We start from the raw sequence: 15,703 nt of genomic DNA on the forward strand, positions 1-15,703 counted from the left end.
TTCAGATTTTCCGTTCGGGAAAGATGAAAATTCCAGCGATGCGATTGCGCCATTGCGGCACCAGCGCCGACGCCATCACGCTATGCCCCTGATAGGCATGGATGAAACGGTTATCATGCGCCATGATGCCCAGATGCTTGGCCGCAACGCCTGCCCGCCAGCGAAACACGACAAGGTCGCCGGGCTCTGGCTCGGAACCCCGCCGGATCAAATGGCGGGATGCCGCTTCCAGCATGGGATCGCCGGTCGAAACCTCGGCCCAGTCGGGCGCATAGACGGCGGGCGCTTCCGGCTCGCAGCCGTAAAGCGAGCGCCAGACACCGCGCACCAGACCGAGGCAATCGCAACTGACACCCCTTCTGGAAGCGCCGTGACGATAGGGCGTGCCGATCCACCGTTCCGCCTCGGACAGAACCTCGTCAGCCATCGTCATGGAACGAGCGCGCTCCCGTCATATTCACCGCCGCCATTGACATAGGCATAGGCCGCGTCATTGCCCGGCAGATGGGGAAAACCACGAAAGTTCACACCATTCGCGAACTTCGCCTTGCAGGTCGCAAAGTTCTTGTCGCACCCGGCAATGATGCGAAACGCATCGCCTTCGCCGACAGGCAGCACCGGCGGTTCGGCAAGTTGCAAAACCTGTCCGGCATGAACCGTCACGCGGACCGCACGACCGGCATTCGCGCCGCCGGTCCAGTTGAGCATCCCGCCGGAAAACCAGCCGGGAGCAAAGCGGTCCAGACCCGTCACAGTCAGGCTTGGACCATCCGAAGCCTGCACCGTGCTTTCCGCAACGTAACGCGGATCATTGACATCGACGCCGCAACGGCTGTCGCCCAAATCCGCATCGCAATGGCGCAGCACGCGGCGTCCGCGCACCGCGTCGAACGCGGCCGCCGCCCCTTTCAGTTCCATCACGAACCGGCTGCCGGACCGGCTGATCCTGCCAGCCGTCCAGCGGCGCAAAAGCATATGCTGTGCCGGTGCCGACCAGTTGACCAGATAGGCCTCGATGGAAGCGCCATCATAGCGGCCCTGCTCGATATCCGTATCGCTGATCGTCGCGGATGACAGAACGCCCTCGACCTCGCCGCCCGCCACCGACAGGCCGAGCGTGGTCGAGGCTTCGCTGCTGTTCAGCCCCGTCAGGGGTTCGCAGGCAATCCCCCCCACCTGCAATGTGCGATCATGGTCGGTGAAGCCCAGAACAACGCCGTCGCTTCGTCTGATAAGCCAGGCGAAGCAATGGCTTGTCACCTCGCCTTTCAAATGCGATTCAAGTTCTGCCGGAACCGGGATCATATCTTCACCTCTATGATCGGGATCGACGGAATTTCGCCCGCCTGAAATGAGGCGATGCTTGCCGTCAGGCGATCCGTGTCAAAACGCACCGGCACATCGAACAGAAATCCGGCGGTGATATTCACACCGGGTGCCGGCACGTAATCCGGTGAAAATGTCACCGTGCCAGCGGCGTGATCGACCGTGAAGGCTTCGCCTTCCGGCATGGCCGCGCCATTGGCCGCGACCAGCACGGAACCGGCCACGGGATGCGTGATCGGGCGGTCATAGCTCTCATAGTGTTTGACGAGCTGAAAGCCCGCCTTCGCCCCGTCGCCCACCCCAATCCGCTGATCGGTCGCCTTGGGCGGCACACTGCCCGCAGCAGACGAAAAATCGAACGGATCGCGAAAGCGGAACGCATGAAGCGAACCGCGCCGCGCTTCGAAAAAGGCCAGCACCTGCCGCAAATCATCCAGCGAGCGCAGACCCGTTCCGGCATCGAAATGCCTGCGGGAATGCGCCCATCTTGCATTGCGCTTTTCCATGCCGGAGGTGAGTGTGACGATCTCATTGCGCCATTCCGGCCCGCCCGTCGCCCCGAAGGACACGCCGAGCGGAAAGCGCACATCATGAAAGGCTTCAACCATTATCAAAGCCTCCTTGCGCCGCGGCGCACCGCGCCTGCCAGCATGGTCGAAAGCTGGGCTTCAGACTTGCGGAAGGACGAGGCATCCGGCGACGTCATGTTGAAGACGACCTGCACCGGCTTGCCGCCGCCGCCCGTCGCAACGCCCAGGCGACCATCCGCGCCGCGCGCCAGCGGCAGGATGGCTTCGGCCCCCGCCTCGCCGGTGAGGCCGAGCGAGCCGTTGCCCATGCCGAAATAGGTTGGGCTCGACACCACCCCGCCCTTGGCAAAGGGCATGATGCCGCGAATGCCGCTGAAAAGCCCGCCCATCATCGATGAAGTCAGGCTCTGCAAGGGCTGCATACCCGCTGAAAGCGCGGTCCCGGCCAGGCTGCCGGCAAGGCCGCGCAGCACGTCCTCCAGCCCCTTGCCGGATGTGATCGCGCCTTTCAAAGCCAAGCTGAGGCTGTTGCCGAAGCTCGACGAGCGTTTTTCGAGATCGGTCAGAGCGCGGTCGAAGGCGCTCGTATCCGCGTTAACGGATACGGTAACGGTTTCATCTGTCATGATTCACCTGTCGGGAAAGGCGCGCATCAGCGTTTCGAGTGAGCGGCGCGATGGCGCATCGAAAACCGGCGCGGCGGGGCCGAGCGCGGCGTTCAATTCACGCGGCGTCATCGACCAGAATGCCTGTGGGGAAAGCCGCAGAAGACCGAACCCCGCCCGCATCGCCTCATCCCAGGGAAAAGGCGGCAGTGGAGATTTCGATTCAACTGCGGCATTCAAGGGTTTGGCGGGAAATCCTTTTCAGGCGCTCCGAACGTAACCGTCAAAAGCGATGCGACAATGCGGGCAAAGCCTGCCGCCCCGCCCTCAGCGCGCATATCGGCCACGTCATCCGCGCTCACCGCATGACCGCCGCCGCGAAGCCCGGCACACAGAATGCGCTGCATGTCGCGCGCCGACAGCCGCCCCGTCGAAAAGCGCGCCGTCAGGTCAGAAAGATTGTCGACCTCGAACGCCGCTTCCAGTTCCGCCAGCGCGCCAAGCGTCAGGCAGAGCGTCCAGTCGCGGCCATCGAGCCTTGCGGCGACCTCGCCGCGATGGCGATTGACCATCACAGCGCTTCACCAAAGGTGATGAGGCTTGCCGATTCCAGTGCGATCTCGAACGTCACCTCGGCATCGTGATTGCCGCCATATTCCAGCGCCGTTATCTGGAACGGCCCGCTGATCGTGCCGAAGTCCGGCAGAACGATCTGCCAGTCGCGGATTTCGCCATCGAAGAATATCCGGCGGATCAGCGCATCGGACGCCGCATCCTTGAAGCTGCCCGACCCGCTGACGGATGCGCGCTGCACCCCGCTGCCCGCCAGCAATTGCCGCCAGCGACCGGCGGCGTCGGCATCCGTTACATCCACGGTTTCGGCGTTGAAGGCGATGCGCTTGGTGCGCAAGCCCGCGCAGGTTTCAAACGTGCCGTCGTCACGCGCCGTCTTGAGCAAGATGTCCTTGCCTCTCTGTGCTGCCATTCAAAATCTCCCTGAAATTTAGCACTACAGTTGCAAATTCGTCAGGCCGTGGCGAAAAGAGTGATTTTCGAGTACCGGAGCGCAATGTACTTTTGGGTACATGAGCACCGGAACGCAGACAAATTGCTCTTTGCAGCCCGGCATCACGAAGAATGCAACTGTAGTGTTAGTCTGCGGGTTCGGTCACGGCGCGATAGCGCATGGTGCCGAGATAGCTGCCCTGTCCGTCGGTATTGCGGGCCAGAACTTCCGTCAGCATCAGGTTTACGAGCCGGTGCCCGCTCACCTCGACCGGCTTTTCGTCAAGCGCCGTCGCAATCTTTGCCGCAATGTCGAGCACACGCTTGCGCCCGCTTTCCCTGGCCCATATCTGTATATTGAGAAAATGCTCGCCGCCCTTTTCCGTCGACGTGTCCCAATCGCGGCTGGCGGTCTCGCCAAGCGTCACATAGGGAAAGGGTGTTTTGGGCGGGACATGGTCGTAGATGCGCTCCCCGCCTATCGATTCAATGAGTTCGCCATCCTTCTTCAGAGCCTCAAACAGAGCCTTCTGCAATGCTGCCGCGCCATTCCTCATGCTTGCCCCCGCCTGCATCCTGAGCTGTACGAATGCCGGTATCATCCGATCCCGGCGCCTGTTGAACCGCGACGGTTTCCCGGACAGACAACGCTTTCCAGCGCAGCGCCCGGACAAGACCATCGAATGTAAGTTGCATTGAAATATTCATCGTCCCTGTTCGCTCGCGAGACAGACGAGATAGCGTTCGCTTTCATCGGGATCGTGGATGGAACGCAGTGAAAAGACCCGCCCCGCCTTGCGCAGCCGCATGGCGGTGGAGAGATCAGGCCGAAACCGCAGCAGGATGCGATGCGTCACTTCCGGCTGCGGACGTGTGCCGAAATCCTTCTGCGATGTGGAGAGCGGCTCGATTCGGCCCCAGACCATGCCGATCTCGGACCATGTCTCATCATAGCCGCCCATGCCGTCCGCCACCGGCTGCATCGCCTCCAGCACCAGTTCGGATGTGAGCTGGCCCGGATCGATGAAGAGCACATTGTTCATAGGGACACCCGCTTCCAGCCATCGATCATCTGGTTGATGACCGGCGGGAAGGAGCGTTGCACGGCATCCGCATCGACACCGGCGCGCGATTCATAGAGATGCGCCACGAGCGTCAGGATCGCATGTTTGAGAGCGTCCGGCACCTCGACGCCGCTCTCCCCGAAACCGGCCACGAAATCGACTTCGAGGCCGATGAATTCCGCTGCGTCGGGATATTGCGCCATATAAAGACGCTGCGGCCTGCGGTTATGGTGCAGGACGAATTCTTCCGGCTCGAAACTGATTGCGGTTCCGTCCCGCCGGTAGGCCACCACGGCTGCCACCGATTTGACCGGATATTTGAACAGGGCAAGGCGGCCCGAGCGCGGCCAGCGATCGACGCGCAGGCGCCAGGTCTGGTCGATCAGCGACAGGCCGGTCTCGGCTTCGATGATTTCGCGGGCGGTCGCGATGAGACGGCGCAGAAGATCGTCCTCGCTATCGGTGGAAATTCGTAAAAATGCGCGCACGTCAGCGATCGTCACCGGCTCCAGCGCCGGTGGCGTGACAAGAAACATTGTCATGGGCTTTCCCCTCAATCAGACAGTTAAGCATGAATTCCGGGTGAAGATTCACCCGCTTTGAAACCGGAAACCACCTGCCAAAACCGGCAGGGTGGGCCCGAAATTCCCTGAGAAAACTGACAGCTTCACGCTGCCGGTTCCGTCAGGCGGAAAATTTCAGCAGTTTGATTGCCTCGAAATCCTGCACCCCGCCGCCGACGCGCTTGGTCGTATAGAAGAGCACATAGGGCTTGGCGGAATAAGGATCGCGCAGCACACGCACGCCGATGCGGTCCACCACCAGATAGCCGCGCCCGAAATCGCCAAAGGCAATGGCCGCGCTGTCGGCCGCGATGTCCGGCATATGTTCGGCCTCGACCAGACCGAAGCCCATCAGCGACGCCTTTTCGCCAACGGCGGATGGCGGCTGCCAGAGATAATTGCCGTCCTTGTCCTTGAGCTTGCGCAACACGCTCTGCGTCTTGCGGTTCATGACGAAATTCGCGTTCTGGCGATAACCGGCACGCAGGCCGTAGATCAGCTCGATCAGCTTGTCGGACGGGTCCGCATCCGGCAGAGCGCCCGCAACGCCGGTGGCGATATGGCCGATCTTGCCCCAGGCCCAGGCATTATCCGCGACGCTCTCATAATTCAGGAAACCGCGCGGCTTGTTGACACCGTCGCCATTGACGAAGGCTGCACCCTCCTGTTCGGCGAAGGCTGCTTCCACCTCCTCGGCAATCCACTGTTCGACATTGATGGCCGCATCGTCGAGAAGCGATGCGGTCGCCGCCGGCATGGCGTAGATTTCCATGGTCGGGAACTGCAATTCGGCCAGCTTTGCCGAAGCGGTCTGCGGACGCGCATCGGTTTCGCCGACCCAGCCCGTGGCCGGGCCGCTGACCGAGAACGGCTTTTTCAGCACAGCGCCCGAAACCTGACGCACGCTGGAAATGCCGCGGATCGGCGACAGCACGGCCAGCCTGCGTCCGATCTCGGTTTCCAGTTCCGCCGGCACCAGATAGCCGCCATCCGGACCGGAGGCGTAGGAATGCGCCTTCTGCTCCAGCCCGCGCAGCGTCTGCTCGTCGCCACGGCGAACATAGCCGTCGAAAGCCTGCTTGTGCTCGACATTGGCAAGCGGTGCGCCGCCGCCAAGCGGCGGACGCGCCTGCTTGAGAACATAGTGGTCGAGCGCCGCCTTCTGCTCGTCAAGCGCGCGGTTGATGCGGTCGACCTTGTCGCGCAAAAGCACATCGGCATCCACACCCTTTTCGACCTTCTTCAGCCGTTCGTCATTGGCCTCGCGGAACGCCGAAAAGGCCGTCATGAACTCGTCGAAAGCCTCGGATACATCGCCATCATTATGGCCAAGCGCCTTCGTTTCCACGCTCTTGATTTCGAGCGGGATGGTCTGTTTTTCTTCCATGTATGTCCTGTAGTTTGGTTGTTTCAGATAATTTTTGCAGCCTCGCGCATACGTTGCGCGAGGCCCTTGTCCTCAGACGACAGGCGAGCGTCCCGCCCCTGTCTCCCGTCGGCGAGCGCCGCAAAGCCCTTGGCTATGACGGTTTTCGCCGCAGTCCGGCTCAGCCCCGCATCCCGCGTGAGCCAGCGTTCGAATTCACGGATCGTGGGCAGTCCCGCCTTGACGCTGCTGACACGCGCCTGCGGCAGCATCGGAAAGGTGACGACCGAGATTTCCCACAGATCGGCTTCGATGATATGGCGCAGGCCCGTGCGCGCATCCTTGCGCGCCTTGACGGTGCGAAAGCCGATGGACAGGCCGTCCAGCCCGCCGCCGCGCATCAGCTCCAGCGCATCGCGCGCCCGCGCCACGCCCTTGGCCAGCCTGCCCTCGACATAAAGCCCGCGCGCATCCTCGCGGATCGCGGTCCACACGCCGATAGGTTCAGCCGCATCATGCTGCCAGAGCATGCGCACGCCCGACACGCCGCCCCTGGCAAGCGAGCGGGCAAAAGCGCCGCGTTCGATCACATCATTGCCGAGATCCGGCAGGCCGAAAACGCTTGCATAGCCCGAAAAGCTGCCATCAAGTTCCACATCCTCGATGGCAAGGGCCGCCTGTTTTGTTTCCAGCCGCATATCATGCATCGCCATTGCGCCCCCTTTCCTCGGGCAGGAATCCGGGTATCGGGGCCTGTTTCAGCCGCTCGGAAAACCGCTTGAAAATGCCGAGCGCCGACCAGGCGGCAAGGCTTGCCGCCGCCGATCCCATCAGCATCAGTTCCGCCCGGCCAAGCAATCCGCCCAGAGCCAGGGTTTCGGAAATCTTGACGCCTGCCGCGCCGCCGAAAACCATGCCGCAGATGATGCCGACCGCGAAACGGATCGCCGCCTCGCGTTTTCCGTGCGGCAGCATATAGGCGAGCGACACGGCGGAACCCGCCACCGCGCCCGCCACCTTGGCGAACCATATCCAGGCCGCCTGCGAGGCAAACACTGCATCGTTGAGGTTGCTCATGACAGTCTCCTGACTGAATGCGGCTGATAGCCCACCGCATCCCGTTTTTCTTCGTCGGTGAGGAACGACGCCTCGGAAATGCGCCGCCACAGCGATTCCCGCTCGGATGACAGGCCTTCTATGCGGTCGATGTCATGATCAAGCCGCAACCCGTCACCGAAATGCGGGCCGAGCCAGCCGCCGAGCGCCTTGGCGGCGCGGCCTATCAGCGGCAGCACCGTCAGCCGGTAAAAGGCGCGGTTGGCCTCCGCATAATTGGCAAAAGTGTTGTCGCCCGGAATGCCGAGCAGCATCGGCGGCACGCCGAAGGCGAGCGCGATGTCGCGGGCCGCACCGTTCCTTGCTTCGATAAAATCCATGTCCTGCGGGCTGTAGCCCATCGCCTTCCAGTCCAGCCCCCCTTCCAGAAGCAGCGGACGGCCCGCGCCGGAGGCGCCGGTATAGCCCTCCTCCAGTTCTTCCTTGAGGCGCTCGAACTGCTCATCCGTCAGATTGCCGCCGTCCTTCGGCGCATAGACCAGCGCGCCGGAAGGCCGGGCCGAATTGTCCAGCAGCGCCTTGTTCCAGGCGCCTGCCGCATTGTGCAGGTCGAGCGCCATGAGTGCGGCCTCCAGCGGCGGGAAACCGTAATGGTCATCCAGCGGATGAAACAGCTTGAGCTGCAAGGCATCGGCCCGGTCGCTGCCGAGTGACAGCCGCCTGCCGGCAGATCCTGAACGATAGACCAGCGCCTGCGGCCAGCCATCCGTGTCGGTTTCGACACTGACCCGCTCCGGGCGCAAAAGATGCAGTTCCATCCGGCCGCTCGGCAGATCGACGCGTTCGACATAGGCATTGCCGGAAATCAGCAGATGCCCATACAGGCGCTCGAAAAATGTCGCCCCGTCCAGCCCGGCTTGCGGGCGCGCGATCAGGTCGAGCAGCGGATGCGTTTCATGTTCGGTCGCGCCCTCATAAAGCAGCCACGGCACGCTGCTTGACGCCTCCGCAATCATGCGCACGCAGCGATGGGCAACCGGATTGCGCATGAAGCCTTCACGCGCCAGCGAAGTATAATCCCGCGCGATCCACGATGCGCCGCGATCCATATGCAGTGCAACAAAGCCGTTGGCCATTTTCGTCTGACGCGGGGTATCGGACTTTCCGGCTGATAGGGGCGCGTTTCGTCGCCCCGGCCATTTTCGGACCCAGTTCCATGCCATTTGATGGCTTCTCCATATATTCTAGGTTTTCAACCAAACCGGCGAATACGCGGTTTGCGTTCGGTGCCGAGCATCAGTTCGCTGAGCGCCCAGACCAGTGCATCGAGCCGGTCGGGCGAGCGACCATTGGAAAGACCGCCCGGCGCGAAATCGCACATTTCATCCTCCAGCGCCGGAAACCGTCCGGCATGGCGGATGCGCCCCTGTTCATAGAGTGCCGCCACCGGCTCCGCCCGGAGAAACTTGCCCCGAGCCGCATGGCGCTTGAGAACCGGCGCGCCCGCATCTTCCGCGGCCAGCACCGCCGCCACCATCTCCCCACCCTGATTGACCTCCGCCACAATCGCATCGGCCTGATGCGCGTGGAAAAGCGTAATCGCCTTTCGCGCCCATTGGTGCGGCTTTGCCGCGTTCATGCTGGCATCGGCAAGCACGTGGCCGTTTCCCTCATCGTCAAGACCGGCAACAACGATACCGCACGCATCCGACGCCTTGCCGGACGAGGCAGGCGGGTCGATCGCCACGACGATGCGCACCAGTTCCGGGGCTTGCGCCTCGAAACAGCGCTCGATGAGGTCGCGCGACCACAGGGCACCGGCGCGCTCCTCGATCAGTTCGCCGTCGAGTTCCTGCCGTCCGAGACGCGTCCCGGCATAACGGCGGTTGATCATCTGCATGAAGCCCTGCGCCAGATTGGCCGCGTTTTCTTCCGTCCGCATATGCGTCATCGACACCGATGCATCCCCAAGCAGGGCTTTCAGGAGCGGAACGGCGCGTGGCGTGGTCGTCACCACCTGTCTCGGAAAGGCGCCCAGACGCAGGCCGAATTGCAGCATGTCCCAGGTTTCCTGCGGGTTTTTCCATTTCGCAAGCTCGTCGCACCATGCGGCATCGAATTGCGGACCGCGCAGGCTGTCGGGGTCTTCGGACGAATAAAGCGACGCCACCGCGCCGTTCTCCCATAAAAGCCTGCGGCGCGTCGCTTCATAACGGGGGCGCGCCAGCCGCGATACAGCCAGAATGCCGGACGGCCCGTCCACCATCACCTCACGCGCATCGCCCAGCGTTTCGCCGACCAGCGCAATATGCCCGCACGCCGCCCTGGCAAAGGGCGGCAGCCCCAGCGCCATGCCGGAAGCCCATTCCGCACCCGCCCGCGTCTTGCCGGAGCCGCGCCCGCCCATGATCAGCCATGTGCGCCAGTCACCATAGGGCGGCAATTGCGCATCACGCGCCTGGAACAGCCATTCCGCCTCCACTGCCTCCACTTGCCGCGGCGTCAGGCCTGCCGTCCAGAATCTCCCGCGCCCGCCTTTCTGCAAGTTCGTTTATCCTCCTGCTTAATCGCGTCAGCGCCTTGCGTGTGTCGCCCAGCGAGGCAACGGCCTGGACGCCCGGCGGCTGGCTCACGGCACGCTCATCGGAAGCCAGTTCGCCAACCGACTTGACCGCGCGGGCAAGCGCCATCAGCGCTTCCGACTTGCTCTTGTCCGGCAGGTCGCCGCCTTCCAGCAGCCGTTTCAGCTCCGTTTGCAGACGCTCCAGAACCGCCTCGCGCACCCTTTTCTCCGAATCAGGCTTTGCGGATGCACAGGCCAGGTTCAGGCGGTTCAGACGATTGAGATACTGGCTCACCGAGACAGACAGCAGCTCCGCCATATCCGCGGGGTCGATGCCGTGTGCAACCTGCAATTGATGCGCCAGACGAATGCGCGCTTCGCCGCGCGCCGGCTTTTCCACAATTTTAGAGTGTATATCCACAATTTTCACAATTGCTTTAAAAGACATAACCCCGGAAAGCCGCTATAGCCTTCCGGGGTTATGCACACCAGGAGCAACCGGGGGTATTTAGTCAGTCCCGGGACAGTCGCAGTTTTTCGACCGTGCCTGAAACCTATCAAAGCACCGTTACGCTGTCAAGGACTATTTTCCTATAATTTGAATTTTTTCCTGACTGCAAAAAGCTTCATATAGCTTAACCATTTCACATGAGGTGTGGCTTATTTATCTGCTATGATGAATGGGCAAGTTCCGCCTGTCTGCGAAACCAACCGTGCCGAAGTCAGTGTTCATGCGTAAAACGGCAGAAAAAGATTCCGGAAGCGAAAAGCGCAAGCCGTTCAGGGTTTCGCGCCTGATCGGGCTCGACGCATGGATCGATTCCACCCTCTACAGCCTGCGCTACAATCTCGGCGAATGGTGGGAAAACATCACCATTTTCTCGCGCCGTTTTCGCGTGCGCGGCTTTCGGCGCCTTGTGGTCGAGGTTCTCGATGAAGGGTTCACGCTCGGCGTCGCCGGTTCGGTGGTGATGCTGATGCTGGCCCTGCCCGCCTTCGAGGAAACCGGGAAGGACTGGCGCGCGCAGGACGATTATGCCGTCACCTTCCTCGACCGTTACGGCAATGAAATCGGCCAGCGCGGCATTTTGCATCGGCAGGCCGTGCCGATCGACGAATTGCCGGATCACGTCATCAAGGCCGTGCTCGGCACCGAGGACCGGCGCTTTTTCGACCATTACGGCATCGACGTCTGGGGCCTGACCCGCGCGCTCAGCCAGAACATGCGCGCCAATGGCGTGGTTCAGGGCGGCTCGACCATCACGCAGCAGCTTGCCAAGAACCTTTTCCTGTCCAATGAGCGCACCATCGAGCGCAAGATCAAGGAAGCCTTCCTGGCACTCTGGCTGGAAAGCAATCTCAGCAAGAAGGAAATCCTGCAGCTTTATCTCGACCGCGCCTATATGGGCGGCGGAACCTTCGGCATCGCTGCCGCTTCGGAATTCTATTTCGGCAAGAACGTCAAGGATGTCTCGCTGGCGGAAGCGGCCATGCTGGCCGGGCTTTTCAAGGCGCCAGCCAAGTTCGCGCCGCATGTCAATCTGCCTGCGGCGCGTGCGCGCGCCAATGTCGTGCTTTCCAACATGGTGGAAAGCGGTTTTCTGAGCGAGGGTCAGGTTGCCGCCGCGCGCCGCCACCCGGCGAGCGTCATCGACCGCGCCAAGAACGAAAGCCCGGATTATTTCCTCGACTGGGCCTTCGAGGAGGTGAAGAAGGTCGCCGCCAATATTCCCCAGCACACGCTGATCGTGCGCACCACGCTCGACCGCAACATTCAGAAGGCGGCGGAGGAATCGCTCGAATATCACCTGCGCCAGTTCGGCAAGGACTATAATGTTTCGGAGGCGGCAACCGTCGTGCTCGCCAATGACGGGTCCGTCCGGGCGCTTGTCGGCGGGCGGGACTATGGCGAAAGCCAGTTCAACCGCGCCACCAGGGCGTTGCGGCAGGCAGGATCATCCTTCAAGCCCTATGTCTATGCGGCGGCGATGGAAAAGGGCCTGACGCCCGCCACCATCGTTTCGGATGCCCCGATCAGCTGGGGCAACTGGTCGCCGCGCAATTATGGCCGCAGTTTTGCGGGCCGTGTGGACCTGACGACGGCGCTTGTCCGCTCGTTGAACAGCGTGCCGGTGCGGCTGGCGCGCGATTACCTGACCACGGCTCCCATCGTTGCGCTGACCAAGGCGATGGGCGTGGAATCGCCGATCTCGTCGCACAAGACCATGGTGCTCGGCACATCGGAAATGACGGTGATGGATCAGGCCACCGGCTTCAACGTGTTTCCCAATGCGGGCATGGCCGGCAATCGCCATGCCTTCACGCAGATCGTCGCGTCAGACGGCAAGGTGCTTTGGGATTTCGGCCGCGATGCCCCAAAGCCGCACCGGGCGCTGTCGGAGAAAGCGGCACTCGAAATGAATTCCATGCTGGTGCAGGTGCCCGAGCGCGGCACCGGACGCCGCGCCGCGCTGCCGATGACGCGGGTGGGCGGCAAGACCGGCACGACGCAGAATTATCGCGATGCATGGTTCGTCGGCTTCACCGGCAATTTCACGGCCGCCGTCTGGTTCGGCAACGACAATTTCACCCCGATGAAGGAAATGACCGGCGGCGTTCTGCCTGCCATGGCCTGGCAGCGCATGATGGCCTATGCGCATCAGAACATCGAGCTGAAACCCATACCGGGCGTCACCCCACCATTCCCCGCGCCGCCAGAGAAGAGCAAGCCGCAAGAGGCGAATGCCAGGCCGGAAGAGGCCATGGCCCCGCCGCCGCGCATCCTCTCGCCGCTGTCGACAAAACTTATCAAGGCGCTGCACGACCGCTTCCTCGCCGCGCCGCCTTTGCCCAGGACCGCCGAGCACATGAAAATTTCAGTACTCTGAGGGGCGATGTTCAAGACGATATTCAACACGGCGATAGTGCTTGCGCTGGCTCTCGGCGGCGGCATCTGGAGCGTCGACAAGGTGCTCGACCGCTTTGAGGGGTTCGGTGAACTCCAGGTCGGGGTCTGGAGCGCCTATCCGGCGGCAGGCACGCCCGATGCCGACCCCTATTCCAAGGCCCGCGCCGCGCGCGAGGCCTATCTGGCGCTCGGAACGGCGGAAGGGCTTGCCTTCCATGCGCGCGGCGACAAGAGCGGGCGCGCATTGCGGCGCGGCTGCACCTATCGCCTGAGCGGCATGACACCGCCTGCCCGCTTCTGGACCCTCTATCCCACCACGCCCGATCTCGAACCCGTCAGGCCGCGCGCAGGATTGCAGGCAGCGCTGCATTCACGCGAGGTGCTTTACGACGATGACGGCAGCGTCACGATCACCATCGGTCCCGATGCCGCACCGGGCAACTGGCTGCCCGTCGAAGGCAGCGGCGATTTCGTTCTCGTCATGACGCTCTACGACACGCCTGCGGCCTCCTCCTCCGGCCTTTCCGATCTGGTGATGCCGGATATCGTGCGCGTTGCCGGGGCCAATCCGGGGGCGTGCCGTGGCTAGAATTTTCCACCTCGTCCTCCTCGGCCTTGTGGGTGCTGCGATTGTGCATATCGCGGTGCTTTTTCTCGTTCCCTACTATTCCGACAAGAACGCCTGGTCGCGGATCGAAGCCGGAAGCGAGCCATACCGTTTTCACCGGCTGGACGAAAAGACCGGCCCGGTCAGCGACAGCGATCCGCTGGTGCGGCAAGCCACCTGCCGCTTCGATCTGGCCGACGGTCCCGTGCACATCACGACAGGGGCAAACGTGCCCTACTGGTCGCTGTCCATCTATGCGCCGAACGGGGACAATCTCTACAGCCTGAACGACAGCGTTTCCAACGAACGCAAGCTCGACCTGATCCTGGCCGACCCCATCGGCATGGCCAGTCTTCGCTCCGATGGATCGCAGGCTGATGGCCGCTCGATCCTGATCGAGCAGAATATTGGTGAAGGCGCCGCCGTGCTGCGGGTTTTCGTGCCCGATGCAACGTGGAACAGGCAAATGCGGCACTTCTTCGCGCAAGCGCGGTGCGCACCCTTCGAAGGACTGTAAAACCCAACGCCAACACCGTTTCTCCACGGCACGGTTAATGAGTTGCTAAGGCTTCAACGCTACTATCCGCAATACCGACCCCGGACCAGCGACCTGTGCGGGGCGCATTTGCGCATAAACCGGCTGCTGCCGGAGGCGCGATCTGCGATTTGGGGCGGGTGAGTTGTGTGCCTACCGGAGTATTCTGCGTGACAAATGAACAGTTCCGCGCCCTGGAGGATATTTCAGGCCACCGGAGCCCGTCGAATTCAAAAGCGGGGACAGCCAAGGCGGACGACCTTCTGGCGGCCGCGATTTCGGCGTTTGCGGGCATCACGCGCCCCGGACGGCAGGACATGCAGCAGCTTGAAGATCTCGCTTTGCCGCTTCTGCAATGCGCTTCCACCCGCGGCAAGCGGCAAGCAGCCAATGCGCTGGCGCAATTGGAAGACGCGCCGCGCCGCCTCATTCTGGCGCTGGCCAGCCAGCCCGTCGAAATCTCCGCGCCCATCCTGCTGCGCTCTCCCCTTCTGCGCCCTGCCGACCTGATCGACATCATCGGCAAGAACGGCCTTGCCCATGCGCGCGCCATTGCGCGGCGCCAGTCCGGCGATGTTCTTCTGCAAGGGGTGCTGCGCAGTTTTGCCGATCCCGTGATCGACCGCACGCTGGCGCTTCAGGAAAACCTTGCCAATATCGAGGCCGAGCCGCTCGAAAGGCCGGTCGTGCCGGACCTTTCCGCCGCCAGGGCGCCCCTGATGAAGGAAGGCAGTTCCGAACGGCTGGCGCGCGCGCTGCAACAGCCCTTCTATGAGGCGGGCGGTCCCACCGGCTCGCAGCCGCTCATCGATACCGCGCTTCTGATCGACAGCCAGTTTTTCCGCAATGCGCTGGCCGATGCGCTTGATCTTTCCTTCGAGCGGTCCGATGCGATCATCGGGCAATGGCCGGATTCGCATCTGCCGATTGCGCTCAAGGCGCTCGGACTGTCGGCCGCCGAATGCTATCTCGTCATGACGGCCGTTCTGGGACCCATCGACACCAATCGCGACAGCCTGCGGGAATTTGTCCATATCTATCGCTCCATCGACCGCGAAAAGGCGATGGCGCTCGTGCGGCGCTGGAAGGCCGAGGACATGTCGGCCATGCTGCGCGGCAAACTGCGTGAAATGGCTGAAGCCGAAGACGATGCCCCGCTCGTGGACGCCGCCAATTCCGATCGCCCATCGCTTCAGACGTCGGTGAAGTAATCCCGCCTTATATTGCTTCACCGTCCTGCGAAACGGAAAAGAACGCCGATGCGTCGGCTATATCTTCCAGTTCGACCAGCCAGAGATCAGGATCGAAGCGGGTTTCCCGCGCCATGCGGTCGCTTGCCGCCATCTCATCCGCATCGTGAAGAATGCGCAGAAACATGCGCTCGCCGTCATTATCCTCCTCATAGGAGGTTTGCGGCGCAGGCGAATAGAGGTCGCAGGCACCCAAACGCGAGCTGACCTTGATGAAGATCGCGCCCGCCTCCGGCGAACCGCGACGGGCGAGATAGGCAAAGCCGCCCGCGCCCTGCACCTTGCGGATCAAGGCCGAAACCCAGAAATCGGAGGTCAGGCGCAT

Annotated in this window: 22 protein-coding genes; 4 read left to right on the top strand and 18 right to left on the bottom strand. The window is 62.4% G+C overall.

Going from position 1 to position 15,703, the window contains the following annotated elements:
- Window position 1: 1 nt before the first annotated feature.
- From AVM02_RS13205 to AVM02_RS13285, 17 genes are all read right to left on the bottom strand, one after another.
- A complete protein-coding gene (locus AVM02_RS13205) occupies window positions 2-433 on the bottom strand; it encodes an NlpC/P60 family protein (protein ID WP_411507389.1) in 432 nt (143 codons plus the stop codon).
- On the bottom strand, window positions 430-1,305 hold the full coding sequence (locus AVM02_RS13210) for a DUF2163 domain-containing protein (protein WP_411507390.1): 876 nt from the start codon (window positions 1,303-1,305) through the stop codon (window positions 430-432). The genes AVM02_RS13205 and AVM02_RS13210 overlap by 4 nt, the downstream gene beginning before the upstream one ends.
- On the bottom strand, window positions 1,302-1,934 hold the full coding sequence (locus tag AVM02_RS13215; protein WP_411507391.1) for a TIGR02217 family protein: 633 nt from the start codon (window positions 1,932-1,934) through the stop codon (window positions 1,302-1,304). Before AVM02_RS13215 ends, AVM02_RS13210 begins: the two co-directional genes overlap by 4 nt.
- 2 nt (window positions 1,935-1,936) lie before the next feature.
- A complete protein-coding gene (locus AVM02_RS13220) occupies window positions 1,937-2,482 on the bottom strand; it encodes a phage tail tape measure protein (RefSeq protein WP_411507392.1) in 546 nt (181 codons plus the stop codon).
- Window positions 2,483-2,485: 3 nt separating this feature from the next.
- A complete protein-coding gene (locus AVM02_RS13225; RefSeq protein WP_411507393.1) occupies window positions 2,486-2,701 on the bottom strand; it encodes a rcc01693 family protein in 216 nt (71 codons plus the stop codon).
- Window positions 2,698-3,033: a gene transfer agent family protein gene (locus tag AVM02_RS13230; RefSeq protein ID WP_411507468.1), complete on the bottom strand. Its 336-nt coding sequence runs from the start codon at window positions 3,031-3,033 to the stop codon at window positions 2,698-2,700. Before AVM02_RS13230 ends, AVM02_RS13225 begins: the two co-directional genes overlap by 4 nt.
- On the bottom strand, window positions 3,033-3,446 hold the full coding sequence (locus AVM02_RS13235; protein WP_411507394.1) for a phage major tail protein, TP901-1 family: 414 nt from the start codon (window positions 3,444-3,446) through the stop codon (window positions 3,033-3,035). Before AVM02_RS13235 ends, AVM02_RS13230 begins: the two co-directional genes overlap by 1 nt.
- Window positions 3,447-3,612: 166 nt before the next feature.
- Window positions 3,613-4,023, bottom strand: a complete 411-nt coding sequence (locus AVM02_RS13240) for a DUF3168 domain-containing protein (RefSeq protein WP_411507395.1) — start codon at window positions 4,021-4,023, stop codon at window positions 3,613-3,615.
- Window positions 3,983-4,162: a hypothetical protein gene (locus AVM02_RS13245; protein WP_411507396.1), complete on the bottom strand. Its 180-nt coding sequence runs from the start codon at window positions 4,160-4,162 to the stop codon at window positions 3,983-3,985. Before AVM02_RS13245 ends, AVM02_RS13240 begins: the two co-directional genes overlap by 41 nt.
- 8 nt (window positions 4,163-4,170) lie before the next feature.
- Entirely contained in the window at window positions 4,171-4,509 is a 339-nt protein-coding gene (locus AVM02_RS13250; RefSeq protein WP_411507397.1) for a phage head closure protein, read from the bottom strand.
- Window positions 4,506-5,072, bottom strand: a complete 567-nt coding sequence (locus AVM02_RS13255) for a phage head-tail connector protein (protein WP_411507398.1) — start codon at window positions 5,070-5,072, stop codon at window positions 4,506-4,508. The genes AVM02_RS13250 and AVM02_RS13255 overlap by 4 nt, the downstream gene beginning before the upstream one ends.
- A 142-nt stretch (window positions 5,073-5,214) precedes the next feature.
- Window positions 5,215-6,480, bottom strand: a complete 1,266-nt coding sequence (locus AVM02_RS13260) for a phage major capsid protein (RefSeq protein WP_411507399.1) — start codon at window positions 6,478-6,480, stop codon at window positions 5,215-5,217.
- A 23-nt stretch (window positions 6,481-6,503) separates the two neighbouring features.
- Entirely contained in the window at window positions 6,504-7,172 is a 669-nt protein-coding gene (locus AVM02_RS13265) for an HK97 family phage prohead protease (RefSeq protein WP_411507400.1), read from the bottom strand.
- Window positions 7,159-7,536: a DUF6107 family protein gene (locus AVM02_RS13270; RefSeq protein ID WP_411507401.1), complete on the bottom strand. Its 378-nt coding sequence runs from the start codon at window positions 7,534-7,536 to the stop codon at window positions 7,159-7,161. The genes AVM02_RS13265 and AVM02_RS13270 overlap by 14 nt, the downstream gene beginning before the upstream one ends.
- On the bottom strand, window positions 7,533-8,738 hold the full coding sequence (locus AVM02_RS13275; RefSeq protein WP_411507402.1) for a phage portal protein: 1,206 nt from the start codon (window positions 8,736-8,738) through the stop codon (window positions 7,533-7,535). Before AVM02_RS13275 ends, AVM02_RS13270 begins: the two co-directional genes overlap by 4 nt.
- Window positions 8,739-8,767: 29 nt before the next feature.
- Window positions 8,768-10,060: a DNA-packaging protein gene (locus AVM02_RS13280; protein WP_411507403.1), complete on the bottom strand. Its 1,293-nt coding sequence runs from the start codon at window positions 10,058-10,060 to the stop codon at window positions 8,768-8,770.
- Window positions 9,966-10,499, bottom strand: coding sequence for a hypothetical protein (locus AVM02_RS13285; protein ID WP_411507404.1), 534 nt, complete (start codon window positions 10,497-10,499; stop codon window positions 9,966-9,968). Before AVM02_RS13285 ends, AVM02_RS13280 begins: the two co-directional genes overlap by 95 nt.
- Window positions 10,500-10,809: 310 nt before the next feature.
- Here AVM02_RS13285 and AVM02_RS13290 point away from each other — a divergent pair, with 310 nt between their 5' ends.
- The 4 genes from AVM02_RS13290 (at window position 10,810) to AVM02_RS13305 (ending at window position 15,339) form a co-directional block, all read left to right on the top strand.
- Window positions 10,810-12,966 (top strand): penicillin-binding protein 1A, encoded by a 2,157-nt coding sequence (locus AVM02_RS13290; RefSeq protein WP_411507405.1) that lies wholly within the window; start codon window positions 10,810-10,812, stop codon window positions 12,964-12,966.
- A gap of 6 nt (window positions 12,967-12,972) precedes the next feature.
- On the top strand, window positions 12,973-13,575 hold the full coding sequence (locus tag AVM02_RS13295) for a DUF1214 domain-containing protein (RefSeq protein WP_411507406.1): 603 nt from the start codon (window positions 12,973-12,975) through the stop codon (window positions 13,573-13,575).
- The gene (locus AVM02_RS13300) at window positions 13,568-14,110 is read left to right on the top strand and encodes a hypothetical protein (RefSeq protein ID WP_411507407.1); all 543 of its coding nucleotides are present in this window, start codon (window positions 13,568-13,570) and stop codon (window positions 14,108-14,110) included. The genes AVM02_RS13295 and AVM02_RS13300 overlap by 8 nt, the downstream gene beginning before the upstream one ends.
- A gap of 188 nt (window positions 14,111-14,298) precedes the next feature.
- Window positions 14,299-15,339: a DUF2336 domain-containing protein gene (locus AVM02_RS13305; protein ID WP_411507408.1), complete on the top strand. Its 1,041-nt coding sequence runs from the start codon at window positions 14,299-14,301 to the stop codon at window positions 15,337-15,339.
- A gap of 7 nt (window positions 15,340-15,346) precedes the next feature.
- Here AVM02_RS13305 and AVM02_RS13310 read toward each other — a convergent pair whose 3' ends face one another.
- Window positions 15,347-15,703 (bottom strand): DUF1491 family protein, encoded by a 357-nt coding sequence (locus AVM02_RS13310; protein WP_411507409.1) that lies wholly within the window; start codon window positions 15,701-15,703, stop codon window positions 15,347-15,349.

Origin of the sequence: Brucella anthropi (assembly GCF_046630315.1) — a bacterium.
GTDB classification, from domain to species: Bacteria; Pseudomonadota; Alphaproteobacteria; order Rhizobiales; family Rhizobiaceae; genus Brucella; species Brucella anthropi_A.

Excerpts from the sequence above, each read along its gene's own strand:
- AVM02_RS13310 (WP_411507409.1), bottom strand. The coding sequence starts at position 15,703 with ATGCGCCTGACCTCCGATTTCTGGGTTTCGGCCTTGATCCGCAAGGTG.
- AVM02_RS13260 (WP_411507399.1), bottom strand. The coding sequence starts at position 6,480 with ATGGAAGAAAAACAGACCATCCCGCTCGAAATCAAGAGCGTGGAAACG.
- AVM02_RS13270 (WP_411507401.1), bottom strand. The coding sequence starts at position 7,536 with ATGAGCAACCTCAACGATGCAGTGTTTGCCTCGCAGGCGGCCTGGATA.
- AVM02_RS13245 (WP_411507396.1), bottom strand. The coding sequence starts at position 4,162 with ATGCAACTTACATTCGATGGTCTTGTCCGGGCGCTGCGCTGGAAAGCG.
- AVM02_RS13290 (WP_411507405.1), top strand. The coding sequence starts at position 10,810 with ATGCGTAAAACGGCAGAAAAAGATTCCGGAAGCGAAAAGCGCAAGCCG.
- AVM02_RS13235 (WP_411507394.1), bottom strand. The coding sequence starts at position 3,446 with ATGGCAGCACAGAGAGGCAAGGACATCTTGCTCAAGACGGCGCGTGAC.
- AVM02_RS13220 (WP_411507392.1), bottom strand. The coding sequence starts at position 2,482 with ATGACAGATGAAACCGTTACCGTATCCGTTAACGCGGATACGAGCGCC.
- AVM02_RS13275 (WP_411507402.1), bottom strand. The coding sequence starts at position 8,738 with ATGGCATGGAACTGGGTCCGAAAATGGCCGGGGCGACGAAACGCGCCC.
- AVM02_RS13265 (WP_411507400.1), bottom strand. The coding sequence starts at position 7,172 with ATGGCGATGCATGATATGCGGCTGGAAACAAAACAGGCGGCCCTTGCC.
- AVM02_RS13205 (WP_411507389.1), bottom strand. The coding sequence starts at position 433 with ATGACGATGGCTGACGAGGTTCTGTCCGAGGCGGAACGGTGGATCGGC.
- AVM02_RS13215 (WP_411507391.1), bottom strand. The coding sequence starts at position 1,934 with ATGGTTGAAGCCTTTCATGATGTGCGCTTTCCGCTCGGCGTGTCCTTC.
- AVM02_RS13295 (WP_411507406.1), top strand. The coding sequence starts at position 12,973 with ATGTTCAAGACGATATTCAACACGGCGATAGTGCTTGCGCTGGCTCTC.
- AVM02_RS13240 (WP_411507395.1), bottom strand. The coding sequence starts at position 4,023 with ATGAGGAATGGCGCGGCAGCATTGCAGAAGGCTCTGTTTGAGGCTCTG.
- AVM02_RS13210 (WP_411507390.1), bottom strand. The coding sequence starts at position 1,305 with ATGATCCCGGTTCCGGCAGAACTTGAATCGCATTTGAAAGGCGAGGTG.
- AVM02_RS13250 (WP_411507397.1), bottom strand. The coding sequence starts at position 4,509 with ATGAACAATGTGCTCTTCATCGATCCGGGCCAGCTCACATCCGAACTG.
- AVM02_RS13230 (WP_411507468.1), bottom strand. The coding sequence starts at position 3,033 with ATGGTCAATCGCCATCGCGGCGAGGTCGCCGCAAGGCTCGATGGCCGC.
- AVM02_RS13255 (WP_411507398.1), bottom strand. The coding sequence starts at position 5,072 with ATGACAATGTTTCTTGTCACGCCACCGGCGCTGGAGCCGGTGACGATC.